The organism is Streptomyces sp. GLSS-08 (assembly GCF_056387915.1).
Window position 1 is genome coordinate 95056 of record NZ_JBWJAQ010000022.1, and the last position, 15976, is coordinate 111031.

15 protein-coding genes and 1 pseudogene are annotated in these 15976 nt (G+C 71.8%); 10 read left to right on the plus strand and 6 right to left on the minus strand.

All coding sequences use genetic code 11. The features are described from left to right. Positions 1-65 precede the first annotated feature (65 nt). Positions 66-623 (plus strand): TetR/AcrR family transcriptional regulator, encoded by a 558-nt coding sequence (locus tag AC0ZLC_RS29495; RefSeq protein ID WP_476754999.1) that lies wholly within the window; start codon positions 66-68, stop codon positions 621-623. A gap of 139 nt (positions 624-762) precedes the next feature. Here AC0ZLC_RS29495 and AC0ZLC_RS29500 read toward each other — a convergent pair whose 3' ends face one another. Then, positions 763-1491 carry a murein hydrolase activator EnvC family protein gene (locus AC0ZLC_RS29500; protein ID WP_476755000.1) on the minus strand — a complete coding sequence of 243 codons (729 nt, stop codon included), beginning with the start codon at positions 1489-1491 and terminating at the stop codon, positions 763-765. A 319-nt stretch (positions 1492-1810) separates the two neighbouring features. On the opposite strand from AC0ZLC_RS29500, the gene rpsB reads away from it, so the two are divergent. The 5 genes from rpsB (at position 1811) to AC0ZLC_RS29525 (ending at position 6523) form a co-directional block, all read left to right on the plus strand. Then, on the plus strand, positions 1811-2767 hold the full coding sequence (gene rpsB / locus AC0ZLC_RS29505) for a 30S ribosomal protein S2 (RefSeq protein ID WP_476754985.1): 957 nt from the start codon (positions 1811-1813) through the stop codon (positions 2765-2767). A 96-nt stretch (positions 2768-2863) separates the two neighbouring features. Then, the gene (tsf, locus tag AC0ZLC_RS29510; protein WP_476754986.1) at positions 2864-3700 is read left to right on the plus strand and encodes a translation elongation factor Ts; all 837 of its coding nucleotides are present in this window, start codon (positions 2864-2866) and stop codon (positions 3698-3700) included. Positions 3701-3886: 186 nt separating this feature from the next. Beyond that, positions 3887-4657 carry a UMP kinase gene (gene pyrH / locus AC0ZLC_RS29515; RefSeq protein WP_476754987.1) on the plus strand — a complete coding sequence of 257 codons (771 nt, stop codon included), beginning with the start codon at positions 3887-3889 and terminating at the stop codon, positions 4655-4657. A 172-nt stretch (positions 4658-4829) separates the two neighbouring features. Then, positions 4830-5387 carry a ribosome recycling factor gene (frr, locus tag AC0ZLC_RS29520; RefSeq protein WP_121406225.1) on the plus strand — a complete coding sequence of 186 codons (558 nt, stop codon included), beginning with the start codon at positions 4830-4832 and terminating at the stop codon, positions 5385-5387. Then, positions 5387-6523, plus strand: coding sequence for a phosphatidate cytidylyltransferase (locus AC0ZLC_RS29525; protein WP_476754988.1), 1137 nt, complete (start codon positions 5387-5389; stop codon positions 6521-6523). The genes frr and AC0ZLC_RS29525 overlap by 1 nt, the downstream gene beginning before the upstream one ends. A 141-nt stretch (positions 6524-6664) precedes the next feature. Here the strand turns inward: AC0ZLC_RS29525 and AC0ZLC_RS29530 are convergent, their stop codons facing one another. After that, the gene (locus AC0ZLC_RS29530) at positions 6665-6907 is read right to left on the minus strand and encodes a hypothetical protein (RefSeq protein ID WP_476754989.1); all 243 of its coding nucleotides are present in this window, start codon (positions 6905-6907) and stop codon (positions 6665-6667) included. Between the two features lie 92 nt (positions 6908-6999). Here AC0ZLC_RS29530 and rlmN point away from each other — a divergent pair, with 92 nt between their 5' ends. From rlmN to AC0ZLC_RS29550, 4 genes are all read left to right on the plus strand, one after another. Then, positions 7000-8106, plus strand: coding sequence for a dual-specificity RNA methyltransferase RlmN (rlmN, locus tag AC0ZLC_RS29535; RefSeq protein ID WP_476754990.1), 1107 nt, complete (start codon positions 7000-7002; stop codon positions 8104-8106). A gap of 247 nt (positions 8107-8353) precedes the next feature. Continuing rightward, positions 8354-9433 (plus strand): thiamine ABC transporter substrate-binding protein, encoded by a 1080-nt coding sequence (locus tag AC0ZLC_RS29540; protein WP_476754991.1) that lies wholly within the window; start codon positions 8354-8356, stop codon positions 9431-9433. A gap of 47 nt (positions 9434-9480) precedes the next feature. Further along, a complete protein-coding gene (locus tag AC0ZLC_RS29545) occupies positions 9481-11088 on the plus strand; it encodes an ABC transporter permease (protein ID WP_476755001.1) in 1608 nt (535 codons plus the stop codon). Then, on the plus strand, positions 11088-12149 hold the full coding sequence (locus AC0ZLC_RS29550; RefSeq protein ID WP_476754992.1) for an ABC transporter ATP-binding protein: 1062 nt from the start codon (positions 11088-11090) through the stop codon (positions 12147-12149). Before AC0ZLC_RS29545 ends, AC0ZLC_RS29550 begins: the two co-directional genes overlap by 1 nt. A 160-nt stretch (positions 12150-12309) precedes the next feature. On the opposite strand, the gene AC0ZLC_RS29555 is transcribed toward AC0ZLC_RS29550, so the two are convergent. The 4 genes and pseudogenes from AC0ZLC_RS29555 to AC0ZLC_RS29570 all read right to left on the minus strand — a co-directional run. Beyond that, positions 12310-12963 (minus strand): LAETG motif-containing sortase-dependent surface protein, encoded by a 654-nt coding sequence (locus AC0ZLC_RS29555; protein ID WP_476754993.1) that lies wholly within the window; start codon positions 12961-12963, stop codon positions 12310-12312. Positions 12964-13140: 177 nt separating this feature from the next. Then, positions 13141-14286, minus strand: coding sequence for an LOG family protein (locus tag AC0ZLC_RS29560; RefSeq protein ID WP_476755002.1), 1146 nt, complete (start codon positions 14284-14286; stop codon positions 13141-13143). A gap of 248 nt (positions 14287-14534) precedes the next feature. Continuing rightward, entirely contained in the window at positions 14535-14942 is a 408-nt protein-coding gene (locus AC0ZLC_RS29565; protein ID WP_476754994.1) for a VOC family protein, read from the minus strand. A gap of 139 nt (positions 14943-15081) precedes the next feature. Beyond that, positions 15082-15976: pseudogene (locus AC0ZLC_RS29570) on the minus strand (hypothetical protein); the annotation flags it as partial.

A 15976-nucleotide genomic window follows, 5' to 3' on the forward strand; every position in this document is an offset into this window, starting at 1 on the left:
GTGGCTCCCGTCCTCGGCGGTCCGTCCGTAAGGTGGTTGACGTGCCAAGGATTCGAGCGGCCTCCGTGGCCGAGCACCGGTCGATGCAGCGAGCCGCCCTCCTGGACGCGGCGCGGACCCTGCTGTCCGAGGGCGGGACGGAGGCGCTGACCTTCCCGGCCCTCGCCGAGCGGACAGGGCTGGCCCGGTCCTCCGTCTACGAGTACTTCCGGTCCCGGGCGGCCGTCGTCCAGGAGCTCTGCGAGGTCGACTTTCCCGTCTGGGCGGCCGAGGTCGAGGGGGCGATGGCCGCGGCGGGCGGGCCGGAGGGCAAGGTCGAGGCGTATGTCCGGCAGCAGCTGGCCCTCGTCGGGGACCGGCGCCACCGTGCCGTGGTCGCCATCTCCGCGAGCGAGCTGGACGCGGGTGCCCGCGAGAAGATCCGTGCGGCGCACGGCGGGCTCGTCGCGATGATCGTGGAGGCACTGCGGGCCATGGGGCATGCGGAGCCGAGACTCGCGGCGATGCTGCTCCAGGGAATCGTGGACGCCGCGGTGCGCCGGATCGAACTCGGCGCGGCCGAGGAACCGGGGGCGATCACGGAAGCGGCCGTGGGGATGGCCCTGCGGGGCGTGCGCGGCTGACGCGGCCGTGCCGGCGCGGGGGCGTTCGCCTGCGGGCGTTCCTGCTCCCGGCCGCGTGGGGTTCCCGCCGAGGGGAGCGGGGTCGTCGCATGCCGCGGATGCCTTCGGGGTCACCCGGCCAGGGTTGCGAGGATCCAGGTCACCCGGCCGGGGCTGCGAGGACGGGGAGCAGCCGGGAGGGACCCCGGTTCAGCAGCCAGGGAGGCAGCAGGGAGAGCGGGTCCAGGTAGGTGTCACCTCTCAGCAGGCCCCAGTGCAGACATGCGGCGGGACAGTGCGGGCCTGCCGGTTCCAGGGCGCCCAGCACGTCGCCGGCCGCCACCTCGTCGCCGTTCCGCACGGCAGGGCGGACCGGACCGTACGTCGTCCGCAGGGGCGGGTCACCCGTCCCCGCCAGCTCGACCGAGACCACCCCGCGTCCCGCGACCCGGCCCGCGAAGGACACCCGCCCGGGGGCGACCGCCCGCACGGGGGCACCGGGCGCCGCCGCCAGGTCGACGCCGCGGTGGCCGCGGGCGTACGCCGTCGCCGGGGGTTCCCAGCCCCGTACGACCGCGGGACGGGCATCCGGACCCGCGCCCACCGGCCAGACACGGCCCACGGCGGGTACCGACGGGTCGACCCCCGGCGGTCCGGGCGACCGCGGCGCACCCGGCGGCTGCCCGGTGGACACGGGCGGGCCGGTCGACCCGGTCGGGCCGGCCGACACGGGCGGGCCAGCCGGGTCTGTGGGCCCCGGTAGGGACCGGCCCGGCGTTCCGAGAGGCGCAGCCGGCCCGCCCGCGCCGGGGGGACTCGTCCCGGTGCTCGCGCGGGCGAGGCCGGGCGGGGGCAGCGCCCCTAAGATCGTCGCCGTCAGCCCCAGCAGCAACACCAGCCACGCACGGACGCGTTGTTTCGTTCGCATGCGAGAACCGTCCCGCATCTGTGCGGATCATGATCGGGCCCTGTGGAGTACCCGCCGGTTGTGGATATCGGCGTCACCCGGCGCTCCCCGGGTCCCGTACACTTCTTGTGGCGATCCGGGTCACCGGGTCGACTTCGCACGCCCCGGCATCCGGCCCACGTCTTCGACGAAAGCCGGTGTCAGCGCCCCTCGGTCCTCTGTGGCAGGGCGCATCGCGGGCGTCAGGCGCGCGTGCCGTCCGGCACGCGCGGCACAACCGAGAACCTCAAGGAGAACGGCCATGGCCGTCGTCACGATGCGGGAGCTGCTGGAAAGCGGCGTCCACTTCGGTCACCAGACCCGTCGTTGGAACCCGAAGATGAAGCGCTTCATCTTCACGGAGCGCAACGGCATCTACATCATCGACCTGCTCCAGTCGCTGTCGTACATCGACCGCGCCTACGAGTTCGTCAAGGAGACCGTCGCCCACGGCGGCACGGTCATGTTCGTCGGCACGAAGAAGCAGGCGCAGGAGGCCATCGCCGAGCAGGCCACCCGCGTCGGCATGCCCTACGTCAACCAGCGCTGGCTGGGCGGCATGCTCACCAACTTCTCGACCGTCTACAAGCGTCTGCAGCGCCTCAAGGAGCTCGAGCAGATCGACTTCGAGGACGTCGCCGCCTCCGGTCTGACCAAGAAGGAGCTTCTCGTGCTCTCGCGCGAGAAGGCCAAGCTGGAGAAGACCCTCGGTGGTATCCGCGAGATGCAGAAGGTGCCCAGCGCCGTCTGGATCGTGGACACCAAGAAGGAGCACATCGCGGTCGGCGAGGCCCGGAAGCTCAACATCCCGGTCGTCGCCATCCTCGACACCAACTGCGACCCCGACGAGGTCGACTACAAGATCCCGGGCAACGACGACGCGATCCGCTCCGTCACCCTGCTCACCCGCGTGATCGCCGACGCCGTCGCCGAGGGCCTCATCAGCCGCTCCGGTGCCGGCAAGGCCGAGGGTGACAAGGCCGCGGGCGAGCCGCTCGCCGCGTGGGAGCGCGACCTGCTCGAGGGCGAGAAGAAGGCGGACGACGCCGAGGCCCCGGCCGCCGAGGTGCAGACCTCCGCCGAGACCGAGAAGGTCGCCGACGCCGAGCAGGCCGAGGCCCCCGCCGAGGCTGCTGCCGACGAGGCCCCCGCCGCCGAGGCCGCTGCCGACGAGGCCCCCGCCGCCGAGGCTCCGGCCGCGGACGCCGAGCAGGCCTGACCCTCACCCCTTTCGGGTTGTTGAACGGCGGGGGCCCACGAAGCCCCCGCCGTTCGGTCCGTAGATCTTCAGACTTCGAGAGAGATTCCAGGAATCATGGCGAACTACACCGCCGCCGACGTCAAGAAGCTCCGTGAGCTCACCGGCGCCGGCATGATGGACTGCAAGAAGGCGCTGGACGAGGCCGAGGGCATCGTCGACAAGGCCGTCGAGGCGCTCCGCATCAAGGGCCAGAAGGGCGTCGCCAAGCGCGAGGGCCGCTCCGCCGAGAACGGCGCCGTGGTCTCCATCATCGCCGACGACAACACCTCCGGTGTGCTGGTCGAGCTGAAGTGCGAGACGGACTTCGTCGCCAAGGGCGAGAAGTTCCAGGCCGTCGCCAACCAGATCGCCGAGCACGCCGCCAAGACGTCCCCCGCCGACATCCAGGCGCTGCTCGCGTCCGAGATCGAGGCCGGCAAGACGGTTCAGGCGTTCGTCGACGAGGCCAACGCCAACCTGGGCGAGAAGATCGTCCTGGACCGCTTCGCCCAGTTCTCCGGCACGTACGTCACCGCGTACATGCACCGCACCATGCCCGACCTGCCCCCGCAGATCGGTGTCCTGGTCGAGCTGGACAAGGTCGACGCCGACCTCGCCAAGGGCATCGCGCAGCACATCGCCGCCTTCGCGCCGAAGTACCTCTCCCGCGAGGACGTCCCGGCCGAGGTCGTCGAGTCCGAGCGCCGCGTCGCCGAGGAGACCACCCGCGCCGAGGGCAAGCCCGAGGCCGCGCTGCCCAAGATCGTCGAGGGTCGCGTCAACGGCTTCTTCAAGGAGGCCACCCTCCTCGGACAGCCGTACGCGCTCGACAACAAGAAGTCCGTCCAGAAGGTCCTGGACGAGGCCGGTGTCACCCTGAAGCGCTTCACGCGCATCAAGGTCGGCATCTGAGTCCGTACCGCGATCGACGCGCGACCCCGCTAGGGTCGACAGCAGTCGTCCGGGTACGCCGGCACGCGTGCGTGCGTGACGGGCGACAGCAGATCTGACGAGGAGGCCATTGCCGCGTATGGGAGCCAACACCCCACCGGCAATGGCCTTCTTCGTATGTGCGACACGTAAAGAGGCGAGATCTTCATGACCACCACCCAGGCCGACCAGGGCGAGAAGACCGACGACGGCAAAGGCGCCGGACGCTTTCTGCTGAAGCTTTCCGGCGAGGCGTTCGCCGGAGGCGGCGGACTGGGCGTCGACCCCGACGTGGTGCACAAGATCGCCCGTGAGATCGCGGCCGTCGTGCGCGGCGGCGCGCAGATCGCGGTCGTCATCGGCGGCGGCAACTTCTTCCGCGGTGCCGAGCTCCAGCAGCGCGGCATGGACCGGGCCCGCTCGGACTACATGGGCATGCTCGGCACGGTCATGAACTGCCTGGCCCTCCAGGACTTCCTGGAGAAGGAAGGCATCGACAGCCGCGTGCAGACCGCCATCACGATGGGCCAGGTCGCCGAGCCCTACATCCCGCTGCGCGCCGTGCGGCACCTGGAGAAGGGCCGCGTCGTCATCTTCGGCGCGGGCATGGGCATGCCGTACTTCTCCACGGACACCACAGCGGCGCAGCGCGCCCTGGAGATCGACGCCGAGGCCCTGCTCATGGGCAAGAACGGCGTGGACGGGGTCTACGACTCCGACCCGAAGACCAACCCGGGGGCCGTCAAGTTCGACGCCCTCGGCTACGGCGAGGTCATCACCCGGGACCTCAAGGTCGCGGACATGACCGCGATCACGCTCTGCCGGGACAACAAGCTCCCCATCCTGGTCTTCGAGCTCCTGGCGGAGGGCAATATCGCGCGCGCCGTCAAGGGTGAGAAGATCGGCACACTCGTGGGTGACCAGGACAGCCGGGCCTGAGCGGGGACGGACCCCGCAGGGGGTCCCCACCCTGAGCGGGACGGACCCGGACCGGGGGATGGACAATGTCCTGCCGGTCCGGAACCGTGCAGGAGCAAGACGCGACGCAGCCGGCCGCAGACCCCGACGAGGAACAGCCGCCGGGCCTACTCAAGACACGCAGGAGCAAGTGGTGATCGAAGAGACCCTCCTCGAAGCCGAGGAGAAGATGGAGAAGGCCGTCGTGGTCGCCAAGGAGGACTTCGCCGCGATCCGCACCGGTCGTGCGCACCCGGCGATGTTCAACAAGATCGTGGCGGACTACTACGGTGCGCTGACGCCGATCAACCAGCTGGCCTCGTTCTCGGTGCCGGAGCCGCGCATGGCGGTGGTGACCCCGTTCGACAAGAGCGCGCTGCGCAACATCGAGCAGGCGATCCGTGACTCCGACCTCGGCGTCAACCCGAGCAACGACGGCAACATCATCCGGGTGGTGTTCCCCGAGCTGACCGAGGAGCGCCGCAAGGACTACATCAAGGTCGCCCGGACCAAGGCCGAGGACTCCAAGGTGTCCATCCGCTCCGTGCGCCGCAAGGCCAAGGACGCCATCGACAAGCTGGTCAAGGACGGCGAGGTCGGTGAGGACGAGGGCCGCCGTGCGGAGAAGGAACTCGACGACACCACCCACAAGTACGTGGCGCAGGTGGACGAGCTCCTCAAGCACAAGGAAGCGGAGCTGCTCGAGGTCTGATGAACGACTCTTCCTGGGGGGCGCCGCCACAAGCCGGGTACTGGGGGCCGTCCGCGCAGGGGCCTGTCCAGGGGGCAGCCCCGGCGGGTCCCACGTACGATGCGCATGACGCCCAGCAGACTCGCCCCATGCCCATCGTGCCCGAGGTACCCGCACACGGCGGAGACCAGGATGACGACCGGGGGGCCGCTCGGCTGAGCGGCCCCTTGTTCCGCGACGACACACCACCGGCGGCGTCCCACGGAGGCCCGTCGCACCGCCCGCAGAGTCCGCAGGAGCCCATGCCCAGCGCCGCCCACCAGCCAGCGCCCGCGCCGAAGAAGACCGCGGGCCGTGACCTGGGCGCGGCCATAGGCGTGGGTGTCGGACTCGGCGCGGTGATCATCGCGTCGTTGTTCTTCGTCAAGGCCGTGTTCATCGGCGTGATAGCGGTCGCCGTGGTGGTGGGCCTGTGGGAGCTCACCTCGCGGCTCTCGGAGCGCAAGGGCATCAGGGCGCCGCTCGTCCCGCTCGCGATCGGCGGTGCGGCCATGGTCGTCGCCGGATACGTGCGGGGCACCGAGGGCGCCTGGGTCGCGATGGCGCTCACCGCGCTCGCGGTCCTCGTCTGGCGGATGACGGAACCGCCCGAGGGCTACCTCAAGGACGTCACGGCGGGTGTCTTCGCCGCGTTCTACGTGCCGTTCCTCGCCACGTTCGTCGCCCTGATGCTGGCGGCCGACGACGGTCCGCGCCGCGTCCTGACGTTCCTGCTCCTGACGGTCGTCAGCGACACCGGCGCGTACGCCGTCGGCTGGCGGTTCGGCACGCACAAGCTGGCGTCGCGCATCAGCCCCGGCAAGACCCGTGAGGGCCTGCTCGGAGCGATCGGCTTCGCCATGGCGGCCGGTGCGCTGTGCATGCAGTTCCTGATCGACGACGGAAGCTGGTGGCAGGGTCTGGTCCTCGGCTTCGCGGTCGCGGCCAGCGCCACGCTCGGCGACCTCGGCGAGTCCATGATCAAGCGGGACCTCGGCATCAAGGACATGGGCACGCTCCTGCCGGGGCACGGCGGCATCATGGACCGACTGGACTCCCTCCTGCCGACGGCGCCCGTGGTGTGGCTGCTGCTGGTGCTGTTCGTGGGGTCCGGCTGACCTGCAGGTCCCGGACGACGTCCGTACGTCGTCGGCCCGCTGTCCCGTACGGGAGGGGCTCGCCGTCCACAGGGCGGCGAGCCCCTCTTTCGTATGGACGGCCGGGTCCCCGGCGGCGGGGCGGGCCGCGCCGACGCCGCGTCACTCCGTGCCGTACTCGTGCGGCCGGCCGCCCTGCCATTCGACCCAGTCCGGGTCGTCCAGCAGCTCCCAGGCGTCCGGCAGGCCCGCGCGGCGCAGGAACTCCACCAGGTCGGCGTCACTGTGGGCGAGGCCGGCGGCCCGGGCGCGGATCGTCACCCGGCGTGCACCGGTGCCCGTCGCGGGATGCACGACGATGGGGGCGGTGCCCCTGTTCTCGGGAGAAGACGCGTTTTCGTACACAGGTTCGATTCTAGGCCCACGTGGACCCCGGGCGACAGCGCCCTGCCGGGGGCAGGGGGGCACCCGAGTCGATCTGCGACACTGGAAGAGTTATGCCTGCACCCGGAGAACTTACTTTCGTCGCCCCGCGCGGAGCTCAGAAGCCGCCGCGGCACCTTGCCGATCTCACGCCCGCCGAGCGCAAAGAGGCGGTTGCCGCGATCGGTGAGAAGCCGTTTCGCGCCAAGCAGCTCTCGCAGCACTACTTCGCGCGGTTCGCGCACGACCCGGCGCAGTGGACGGACATTCCGGCCGCTTCGCGCGGGAAGCTCCAGGAAGCGCTTCTGCCCGACCTGATGTCCGTCGTCCGGCACATCAGCTGTGACGACGACACCACCCGCAAGACCCTGTGGCGGCTCTTCGACGGCACGCTCGTCGAGTCCGTGCTCATGCGCTACCCGGACCGGGTGACCATGTGCATCAGCTCGCAGGCGGGCTGCGGGATGAACTGCCCGTTCTGCGCCACCGGCCAGGCCGGTCTCGACCGGAACCTGTCGACCGGCGAGATCGTGCACCAGATCGTGGACGGGATGCGGGCGCTCAGGGACGGTGAGATCCCCGGCGGCCCGGCGCGGCTGAGCAACATCGTGTTCATGGGCATGGGCGAGCCGCTCGCCAACTACAAGCGCGTGGTCGGCGCCGTCCGCGCGCTCACCGACCCCGAGCCCGACGGGCTGGGCCTCTCGCAGCGCGGCATCACCGTGTCGACCGTGGGCCTGGTGCCCGCCATCCACCGGTTCGCCGACGAGGGCTTCAAGTGCCGTCTCGCCATCTCCCTGCACGCGCCGGACGACGAACTGCGCGACACCCTCGTCCCCGTCAACACGCGGTGGAAGGTGCGCGAGGTGCTGGACGCCGGCTGGGAGTACGCCGCCAAGTCGGGGCGCCGCGTCTCCATCGAGTACGCCCTCATCCGGGACATCAACGACCAGGCGTGGCGCGGTGACCGGCTCGGCCGGCTGCTCAGGGGCAAGCCGGTCCACGTGAACCTGATCCCGCTCAACCCGACGCCCGGTTCCAAGTGGACCGCCTCCCGTCCCGAGGACGAGAAGGCGTTCGTCGAGGCCATCGCGGCCCACGGCGTGCCGGTCACCGTCCGTGACACCCGCGGCCAGGAGATCGACGGAGCGTGCGGGCAGCTGGCGGCGTCCGAGCGGTAGACCCCGGCGGCCGAGGCCCTCGGCGCGGCGGGCGGTACGCTGACTCCCGTACGTACATCTTCATATTCCGACAGGGGAGCGCCACAGCGCTGAGAGTGCGGCACGGGCCGCAGACCCTCTGAACCTTGCCCAGGTCATTCTGGGTAGGAAGTTCGGTCATCACTCAAGCTGTTGCGCCCTGCCCGGGAACTCTCAGAGGTTCCCGGGCAGGGCCGCGTCTCTTCCTGGTCACTCCAGGAGGAATCCAGTGAGCACCACCGTGAAGTTCACGGCCGCGATCGTGGCCACCGGGCTCGGGCTCGTCACGCTGTCCGCGTGCGGCTCGTCCGGCACCGACGCCGCCGACTCCAAGACCGTGACCCTGGTCGCCCACGACTCCTTCCTCGCTTCGAAGAGCGTGCTCAAGGAGTTCGAGAAGGAGTCCGGCTACCAGGTCGAGGTCCTCAAGGACGGCGACGCCGGGCAGGCCGTCAACAAGGCGATCCTCACCAAGGGCAACCCGCAGGGCGACGTCTTCTTCGGCGTCGACAACACCCTCCTGTCCCGCGCGCTCGACAACGGGCTCTTCCAGTCGTACGAGCCCAGGGGCTCCGGAGCGGTCCTGCCCGAGTACCGGGCCGACCCGGACAAGCACCGGGTCACGCCGATCGACACCGGCGACATCTGCGTCAACTACGACAAGGCGTACTTCAGCGAGCACAAGCTGACCCCGCCCGACTCGTTCGACGACCTGGTCGAGCCGGCGTACAAGAACCTCCTCGTCACCGAGAACGCCTCCACCTCCTCGCCCGGTCTCGGCTTCCTCCTCGGGACGGCCGGGAAGTACGGGGACGGGGGCTGGCAGGACTACTGGAAGAAGCTCAAGGGCAACGGCGTCAAGGTCGTCGACGGCTGGGAGCAGGCCTACAACGAGGAGTTCTCCGGCTCCGCCGGCGGAAAGAAGGCCAAGGGCGACCGGCCGCTGGTCGTCTCCTACGCCTCCTCCCCGCCCGCCGAGGTGATCTACGCCGACCCGAAGCCGAAGACCGCGCCCACCGGCGTCGCCGCCGGCACCTGCTTCCGGCAGGTCGAGTACGCGGGGCTGCTCAGCAACGCCGGGAACACCAAGGGCGGCAAGGCACTCCTCGACTTCCTGGTCTCCAGGAGGTTCCAGGAGGACATGCCGCTGAACATGTTCGTCTACCCGGTGGTCAAGGGCGCCCGGGTGCCCGCGGAGTTCACCGAGTTCGGCCCGCAGGCGAAGGACCCCGAGACCCTCGCCCCCGCCCGGATCGCCGAGCACCGTGACCAGTGGGTCAAGTCGTGGACCTCGCTCGTACTGAAGTAGCCCCGCGCCGGGGTCCCGGGAGGAGCGCGGCGGTGCGGCTCGGGCTGATGGCCCTGCCCGTCGCGTTCTTCGCGGTCTTCTTCGCCTACCCGGTCGCGGCGATCGTCTCGCGCGGCCTGAGAACCGGCGGGAGCTGGCGGTTCGGCCGGATCGCGGACGTCGTGGCGCAGTCCGACGTCCGGCACGTCCTGTGGTTCACCACCTGGCAGGCGCTCGCGTCGACCGCGCTCACGCTGCTGGTCGCGCTCCCCGGCGCGTACGTCTTCGCGCGCTTCGAGTTCAGGGGCAAGCAGGTGCTGCGGGCGGTGGTGACCGTCCCGTTCGTGCTGCCGACCGTCGTGGTCGGCACCGCCTTCCTGGCGCTGGTCGGCCGGGGCGGGCTGCTCGACGAGCTGTGGGGCGTACGCCTGGACACCACCGTGTGGGCGATCCTGCTCGCGCACGTCTTCTTCAACTACGCGGTCGTCGTGCGCACGGTCGGCGGGCTCTGGTCGCAGCTCGACCCGCGCCAGGAGGAGGCCGCCCGGATGCTCGGCGCCTCCCGGCTCGCCGCCTGGCGCCGGATCACGCTCCCGGCGCTCGGTCCCGCGCTGGCCGCAGCCGCGCTCATGGTCTTCCTCTTCACGTTCACCTCCTTCGCCGTGGTGCGGATTCTCGGCGGCCCCGCCTTCTCCACCCTCGAAGTGGAGATCTACCGCCAGACCTCCGAGATCTTCGACCTCTCCACGGCCGCGGTGCTGACCATCGTCCAGTTCGCGGCGGTCGGCGCGATCCTCGTCGTGCACGCCTGGACCGTACGGCGACGGGAGAGCGCCCTGCGCCTGGTGGACGCCTCCCTGACCGCGCGCAGACCGCGCGGGGCCGGGCAGTGGGCGCTGCTCGCCGCGGTCCTCGCCACCGTCGCGCTGCTGCTGGTGCTGCCGCTCGCCGTGCTGGTCCAGCGGTCCCTCGACACCCCCGGCGGCCACGGGTTCGCGTACTACAGGGCGCTGACGTCGGCGGACAGCGGCATGTTCCTGGTGGCACCGATCGAGGCGATCGGCAACTCCCTTCAGTACGCGCTCGCGGCCACCGCCATCGCCGTGCTGATCGGCGGACTGGCGGCCGCCGCCATCACCCGGCGCGCGGGACGGCTCGTCCGCGGCTTCGACGCGCTGCTGATGCTGCCGCTCGGGGTGTCCGCCGTGACGGTCGGCTTCGGGTTCCTGATCGCCCTGGACGAGCCGCCGCTGAATCTGCGGTCCTCGTGGATCCTGGTGCCGCTCGCGCAGGCGCTGGTCGGTGTCCCCTTCGTCGTCCGCACGATGCTGCCGGTACTGCGCGCGGTCGACGAGCGGCTGCGGGAGGCGGCTGCCGTGCTCGGGGCGTCGCCGTGGCGGGTGTGGCGCGAGGTCGACCTGCCGATGGTGCGGCGGGCGCTGCTGATCGCCGCCGGTTTCGCGTTCGCGGTGTCGCTCGGCGAGTTCGGGGCGACCGTCTTCATCGCGCGGCCCGACAACCCGACGCTGCCGGTGACCGTGGACCGTCTCCTCGGCCGTCCCGGCGACCTGAACTACGGCCAGGCCATGGCCCTTTCGACGATCCTCATGGCGGTGTGCGCGGTCGCGCTGCTGCTGCTGGAGCGCATGCGCACCGACCGGACGGGGGAGTTCTGATGAGCGGGCTCACGACGGGGTACGACGCCCTGTTGCGGCTGGAGCGGGCGACCGTGCGCTTCGGCGGGCGGCCCGTGCTCGACGCCGTCGGCCTCGATGTGGTGGAGCACGAGATCGTGTGCGTGCTCGGGCCGAGCGGCAGCGGCAAGTCGACCCTGCTGCGGGCGGTGGCCGGGCTCCAGACGCTCGACGCGGGCCGGGTGCTGCTCGGCGGCCGGGACCAGTCGGGGGTGCCCGCGCACAGGCGGGGGGTGGGCCTGATGTTCCAGGACCACCAGCTTTTCCCGCAGCGGGACGTGGGCGGCAACGTCGCCTTCGGACTGCGGATGCACGGCGTCTGCAAGAGCGAACGCTTGAGCCGTGTGCGGGAGTTGCTGGAACTCGTCGGGCTGCCCGGGGCCGCCTCCCGGGCCGTCGCCTCGCTCTCCGGCGGGGAGCAGCAGCGGGTGGCGCTGGCCCGCGCCCTCGCCCCCCGCCCCCGGCTGCTGATGCTGGACGAGCCGCTGGGCCAGCTCGACCGCTCCCTGCGGGAACGGCTGGTGGTCGAACTGCGCGAACTGTTCGCAGAGTTGGGGACGACGGTGCTCGCCGTGACGCACGACCAGGGCGAGGCGTTCGCGCTCGCGGACCGGGTCGTCGTGATGCGGGACGGGCACATCGCCCAGTCCGGTACGCCGCTCGAGGTCTGGCAGCGCCCGGCGGACGCGTTCGTGGCGCGCTTCCTCGGCTTCGACAACGTGGTCGAGGCGACGGTCAGCGGGCAGGCCGCGGACACCCCGTGGGGGAAGGTCCCGGTTCCGGACGGCGCACCCCAGGGACGGCGGACGCTGCTCGTCAGGCCCGCCGGGGTACGGCTGGTGGCGCCGGCCGACGGGCTGTGCTGCACCGTCGCCGCACGCACCTTCAGGGGCACCCACGTCGCCGTGCAGCTCCAGCCGCGGGACGCCCCGCGGCTCGAAGCGGCCTGCGCGCTGCGGGACGCGCCCGGACCCGGTGACGAGGTCGGGGTGGAGTTCGACGCGGCGGAAGTCGTGGTGCTCGGGGAGGGCGCGGCCGCTTAGGGTGCGGCTCCGCCGGTCGGCACGGAGCGGGAGGCGGGGCCCGGCGCGCGCGTGTGGCCCGCACCCGGGGACGGGAGCGGGCCACCTGGTCGTGCGCTGAGCGGACGTCAGCCGGTCTTGGACTGTGCGGACGTCAGCGGGTGTTGAACTGTTGCGGACGTCAGCCGGTCTTGGAGCTGTTCCTGCGGCGCATGGCGAAGTAGACGGCGCCGCCGCCCGCGACGACGAACGCGCCGGCGATGCCGGCGATCATGCCGGTGTTGGAGTTCGCTCCGGTCTCGGCGAGGTTGGACTCACCGGCCGCGGCGGAGGGCGAGTTGTCGCCGGGGGCCGCGGGCGCGCCGCTGTCCGACGCGGACGGGGTCGCCGACGGAGTCGCGGACGAGGACGGGGACTTCGAGGGCTCGGGGGTCGCCGAAGGCTTCGGCGCCGTGGTGGGCTTGCCGCAGGCCGCCTCGGCGGGTGCGGTCAGGTTCGGGGAGATGTCCTCGTCGACGAGCTTCCCGGCCGTGACGTGGACGCGGTACTCGGACTTCGGGGCCCAGGCCTCGGAGAAGGTGACGGTGGCGCCCTTGGCGGTGCCCTTGACCTTCTGCGTGCCGACGAGCCGCTCGTCCGCGCCGTTCGACTCCAGGTAGACGGAGACCTCGGCCTCGACACCCGAGGCGTCGGTGTCGGTGACGGTGATGATGCCCTTCCCGTTGTCGTCGCAGGCGGCGGCGGCCGAGAAGTCACCGATGTCGCAGGCAAGTGCGTTGCCCGCGACGCCGAGTACGAGTGCGGCGGAGGCGGAGGCAACACCGAGGATGCGCACGGAACGTGCGGTACGGCGAGATATGGACACGATCGCCCTTCACAAAAATGTGCAAACTGCGGGGGGTTGGGGGGCCTGTTGTGACAACAGCACCCCCGGTAGCCCCACAGGTCTATAAGCGACGCCCGACCACTGTCAATGAATATGCCCCGTACCGGCGTCGGCTTTACGTTGTCATTAACCGCCCAGACGTTTGAGCGCCTCCGGAACATCCTCGATGCGGTCCACGAGCGCGATGCGGGACTCCATCGCTCGCTCGCGCGCCAGGGACCTCAGGAGCGGCCAGGCGGGGTGCTTCCCGGTCCAGTGGGCCTCGTCGACGAGCACCATCGGCGTCGGTTCGCCGCGCGACTCGTAGTAGTTCGGCGTCGCGTTGTCGAAGATCTCCTGGACGGTGCCCGCGGCGCCCGGCAGGAAGACGACCCCCGCGTTGCAGCGCGCCAGGAGCCCGTCCTCCCGGGTGGCGTTGGCGAAGTACTTGGCGATGTGCGTGGCGAAGGCGTTCGGCGGTTCGTGGCCGTAGAACCAGGTCGGGATGCCGACCGAGGGGCCGCCCGCGGGGTGCCGCTCGCGCACGTCGAACGCGGCGCGCGCCCAGTCGGTCACCGAGGGCGTGAACGACGGTACGGGCGCGAGGAGCCGCAGGGACTCCCCGAGCATGTCGTCGTCGAACGGGGCGGCGTACGCACCGAGGTTGGCGGCCTCCATCGCGCCGGGGCCGCCACCGGTGGCGACGGTGAGACCGGCACGGGCGAGGTCGCGGCCGAGCCGCGCGGCGCCCTCGTACGCCGTCGTGCCGCGTGCCATCGCGTGACCGCCCATGACGCCCACTACCCGCGCGCCGACGAGGAGTTCGTCCAGCGCGTCCGAGACGGAGTCGTCGTGGACGGCCCGCAGCATCGACGCGAAGACGTCGCCGTCGGCCTTGGTCCGCTGGAACCAGGCGTAGGCGAGGGCGTCCGGCGTCGTCTCGTAACCGGCGCCGAGCCCGTCGAAGAGTTCGTCGGGCGAGTAGAGGAGGCCGCGGTACGGGTCGAAGGGCAGACCCGGGACGGGCGGGAAGACCAGGGCGCCGGAGGTCCTGACCCGGGCCGCGGCCTCCGGGGCCATCGGGCAGCCGAGGAAGACGGCCGTCGCGCAGTCCACGGAGCGCAGTACGTCCGTACGGCCCGTCAGATCGACGGCCTGGACGCGGAATCCGACGAGGGAACCGTGTGCCGCGACGACTTCGTCGAACTCGGCGAGTGACTCGATCTCGCGGTCGTGGGAGGCGACGGGGATCTCTCCCCGCCCGGGCGGGGTCGAGGACGTGGACTCGGGTATCGGCTGCACCCGCCCATGCTAGGCACGCCCCCGTCTCCGGCCGCACGGCCCCCCGACCCACGGGACCCCGGCCGCCTTGGTACGACGGGGCCGCGGCCCTGCCACGGGACGCTTCCCCCCGCGTCCCTACCGCGGAGGCCCACATACGGGGGAGGCCCACCGCCACCCCACGGCGAGCCTCCACCCCCGGGTGCGCGGACCCCCGTGCCGCGCACCCGGGCCGGTACCGCCGACGGGTTCCGCGGGGCTCAGCCCTGGACCGCCGCCGGGTCCATCCACACGACTTCCCAGGTGTGGCCGTCAGGGTCGTCGAAGGAACGGCCGTACATCGTGCCGTGGTCCTGGGGCTCGCCGCTCGTGGAGCCGCCCGCGGCGATGGCCCTCTCGACGAGCTCGTCGACCTTCTCGCGGCTCTCCGCGCTCAGACACAGCAGCACCTCGCTGGTCTTCGTCGAGTCCGCGATCTCCTTCTTCGTGAAGTCGGAGTAGCGCTGCCGGCTCAGCAGCATGGCGATGATCGTTTCGCTGATCACCACGCAGGCGCAGTCGTCGGTCGAGAACTGCGGGTTGATCGTGTAGCCGAGTTCGGTGAAGAACTTCCTCGAGGCGTCGACGTCGTTCACGGCCAGGTTCACGAAGATCATCTGCTGGTACATGGGGGCCTCTCCCGTCGGTGTCGTGCCGTTCGCAGGGGTAGACCGGGGAGCCCCGGCGAACTCATCGCCCGACGCGGACCTTTCTCGAACCGCTGTCGCGCGACTCCGTCCGGCGGGCGTCCGGCGGGCGTCCAGCGCGTCAGTGAGTCAGTGGCAGCGCGGCCAGCTGGGCGACCGTCCAGGTCAGCGGGCCGAACACGGCGAGCAGCGCGCCGACGCGCAGGGCCGCGGCGCTGCGCAGCATCGTGACGGGCGCACCGAGGCTCAGCAGGGCGGCCGTGGTGTCGGCGCGCGCCTGCCTGGCCTCGACGGCCGCCGTCACCAGCGTCAGCAGGGTGCACCCGCCGACCACCAGCGCGCCGAGCGTGCTCAGCGGACCGAGGCCGGGCCGTTCGCCGGCGTACAGGGTCGCCATGGCGTACGCGCCCGAGGCCACCGCGCACAGCACGCCCAGCGGCTGCCCGATCCGGCGCGCCTCGGTCTGCAGCACGCGCCCGGCGAGCAGCCGGAGCGCGCCGGGGCGTACGGACTGCAGGAGCAGCCCGCACAGGTGGGTGAGCGCCGGTCCGGCCAGCGCGAGACCCACCGCGGTGAGCGCCCAGCCGATGAGCACGCCGGCCGGGCCGCCCGCGAAGCCGCCGGGCAGCGCGAGCCCGGGAGTGGGGTCCGAGCGGCTCGCGTACGTCTCCACGGCGAGGCCCGCCGCGACGACGGCCGCACCCCAGGGGAGGCCACCGGGCGCGGTCTGCGCGGGGACGAGTCCGCGGGGGTCCAGCGCCCCGTCGGGTCGCCCGGGGCGGGTTGCCGGGGCGGCGGACGCGTCGGTGGCGGCCTGCGGGGCCGGGGCGAGCAGGGTGTCGGCGGTGACGGGAGCGCCGGCGGCGGCCGGGGTGCCCGGTCCGTCGGGGCCGGCCTGCGCGCCGACGGCGTGCCGTCCGGCGGTGCCGCCGCCCGGCCGCGTCGCGCCGCCGGGCGTGTGCCGCCAGCCGCGGGCCACCCGGCGCGCGGACGCAGGGCCAGGGCGGTGGCCGCCG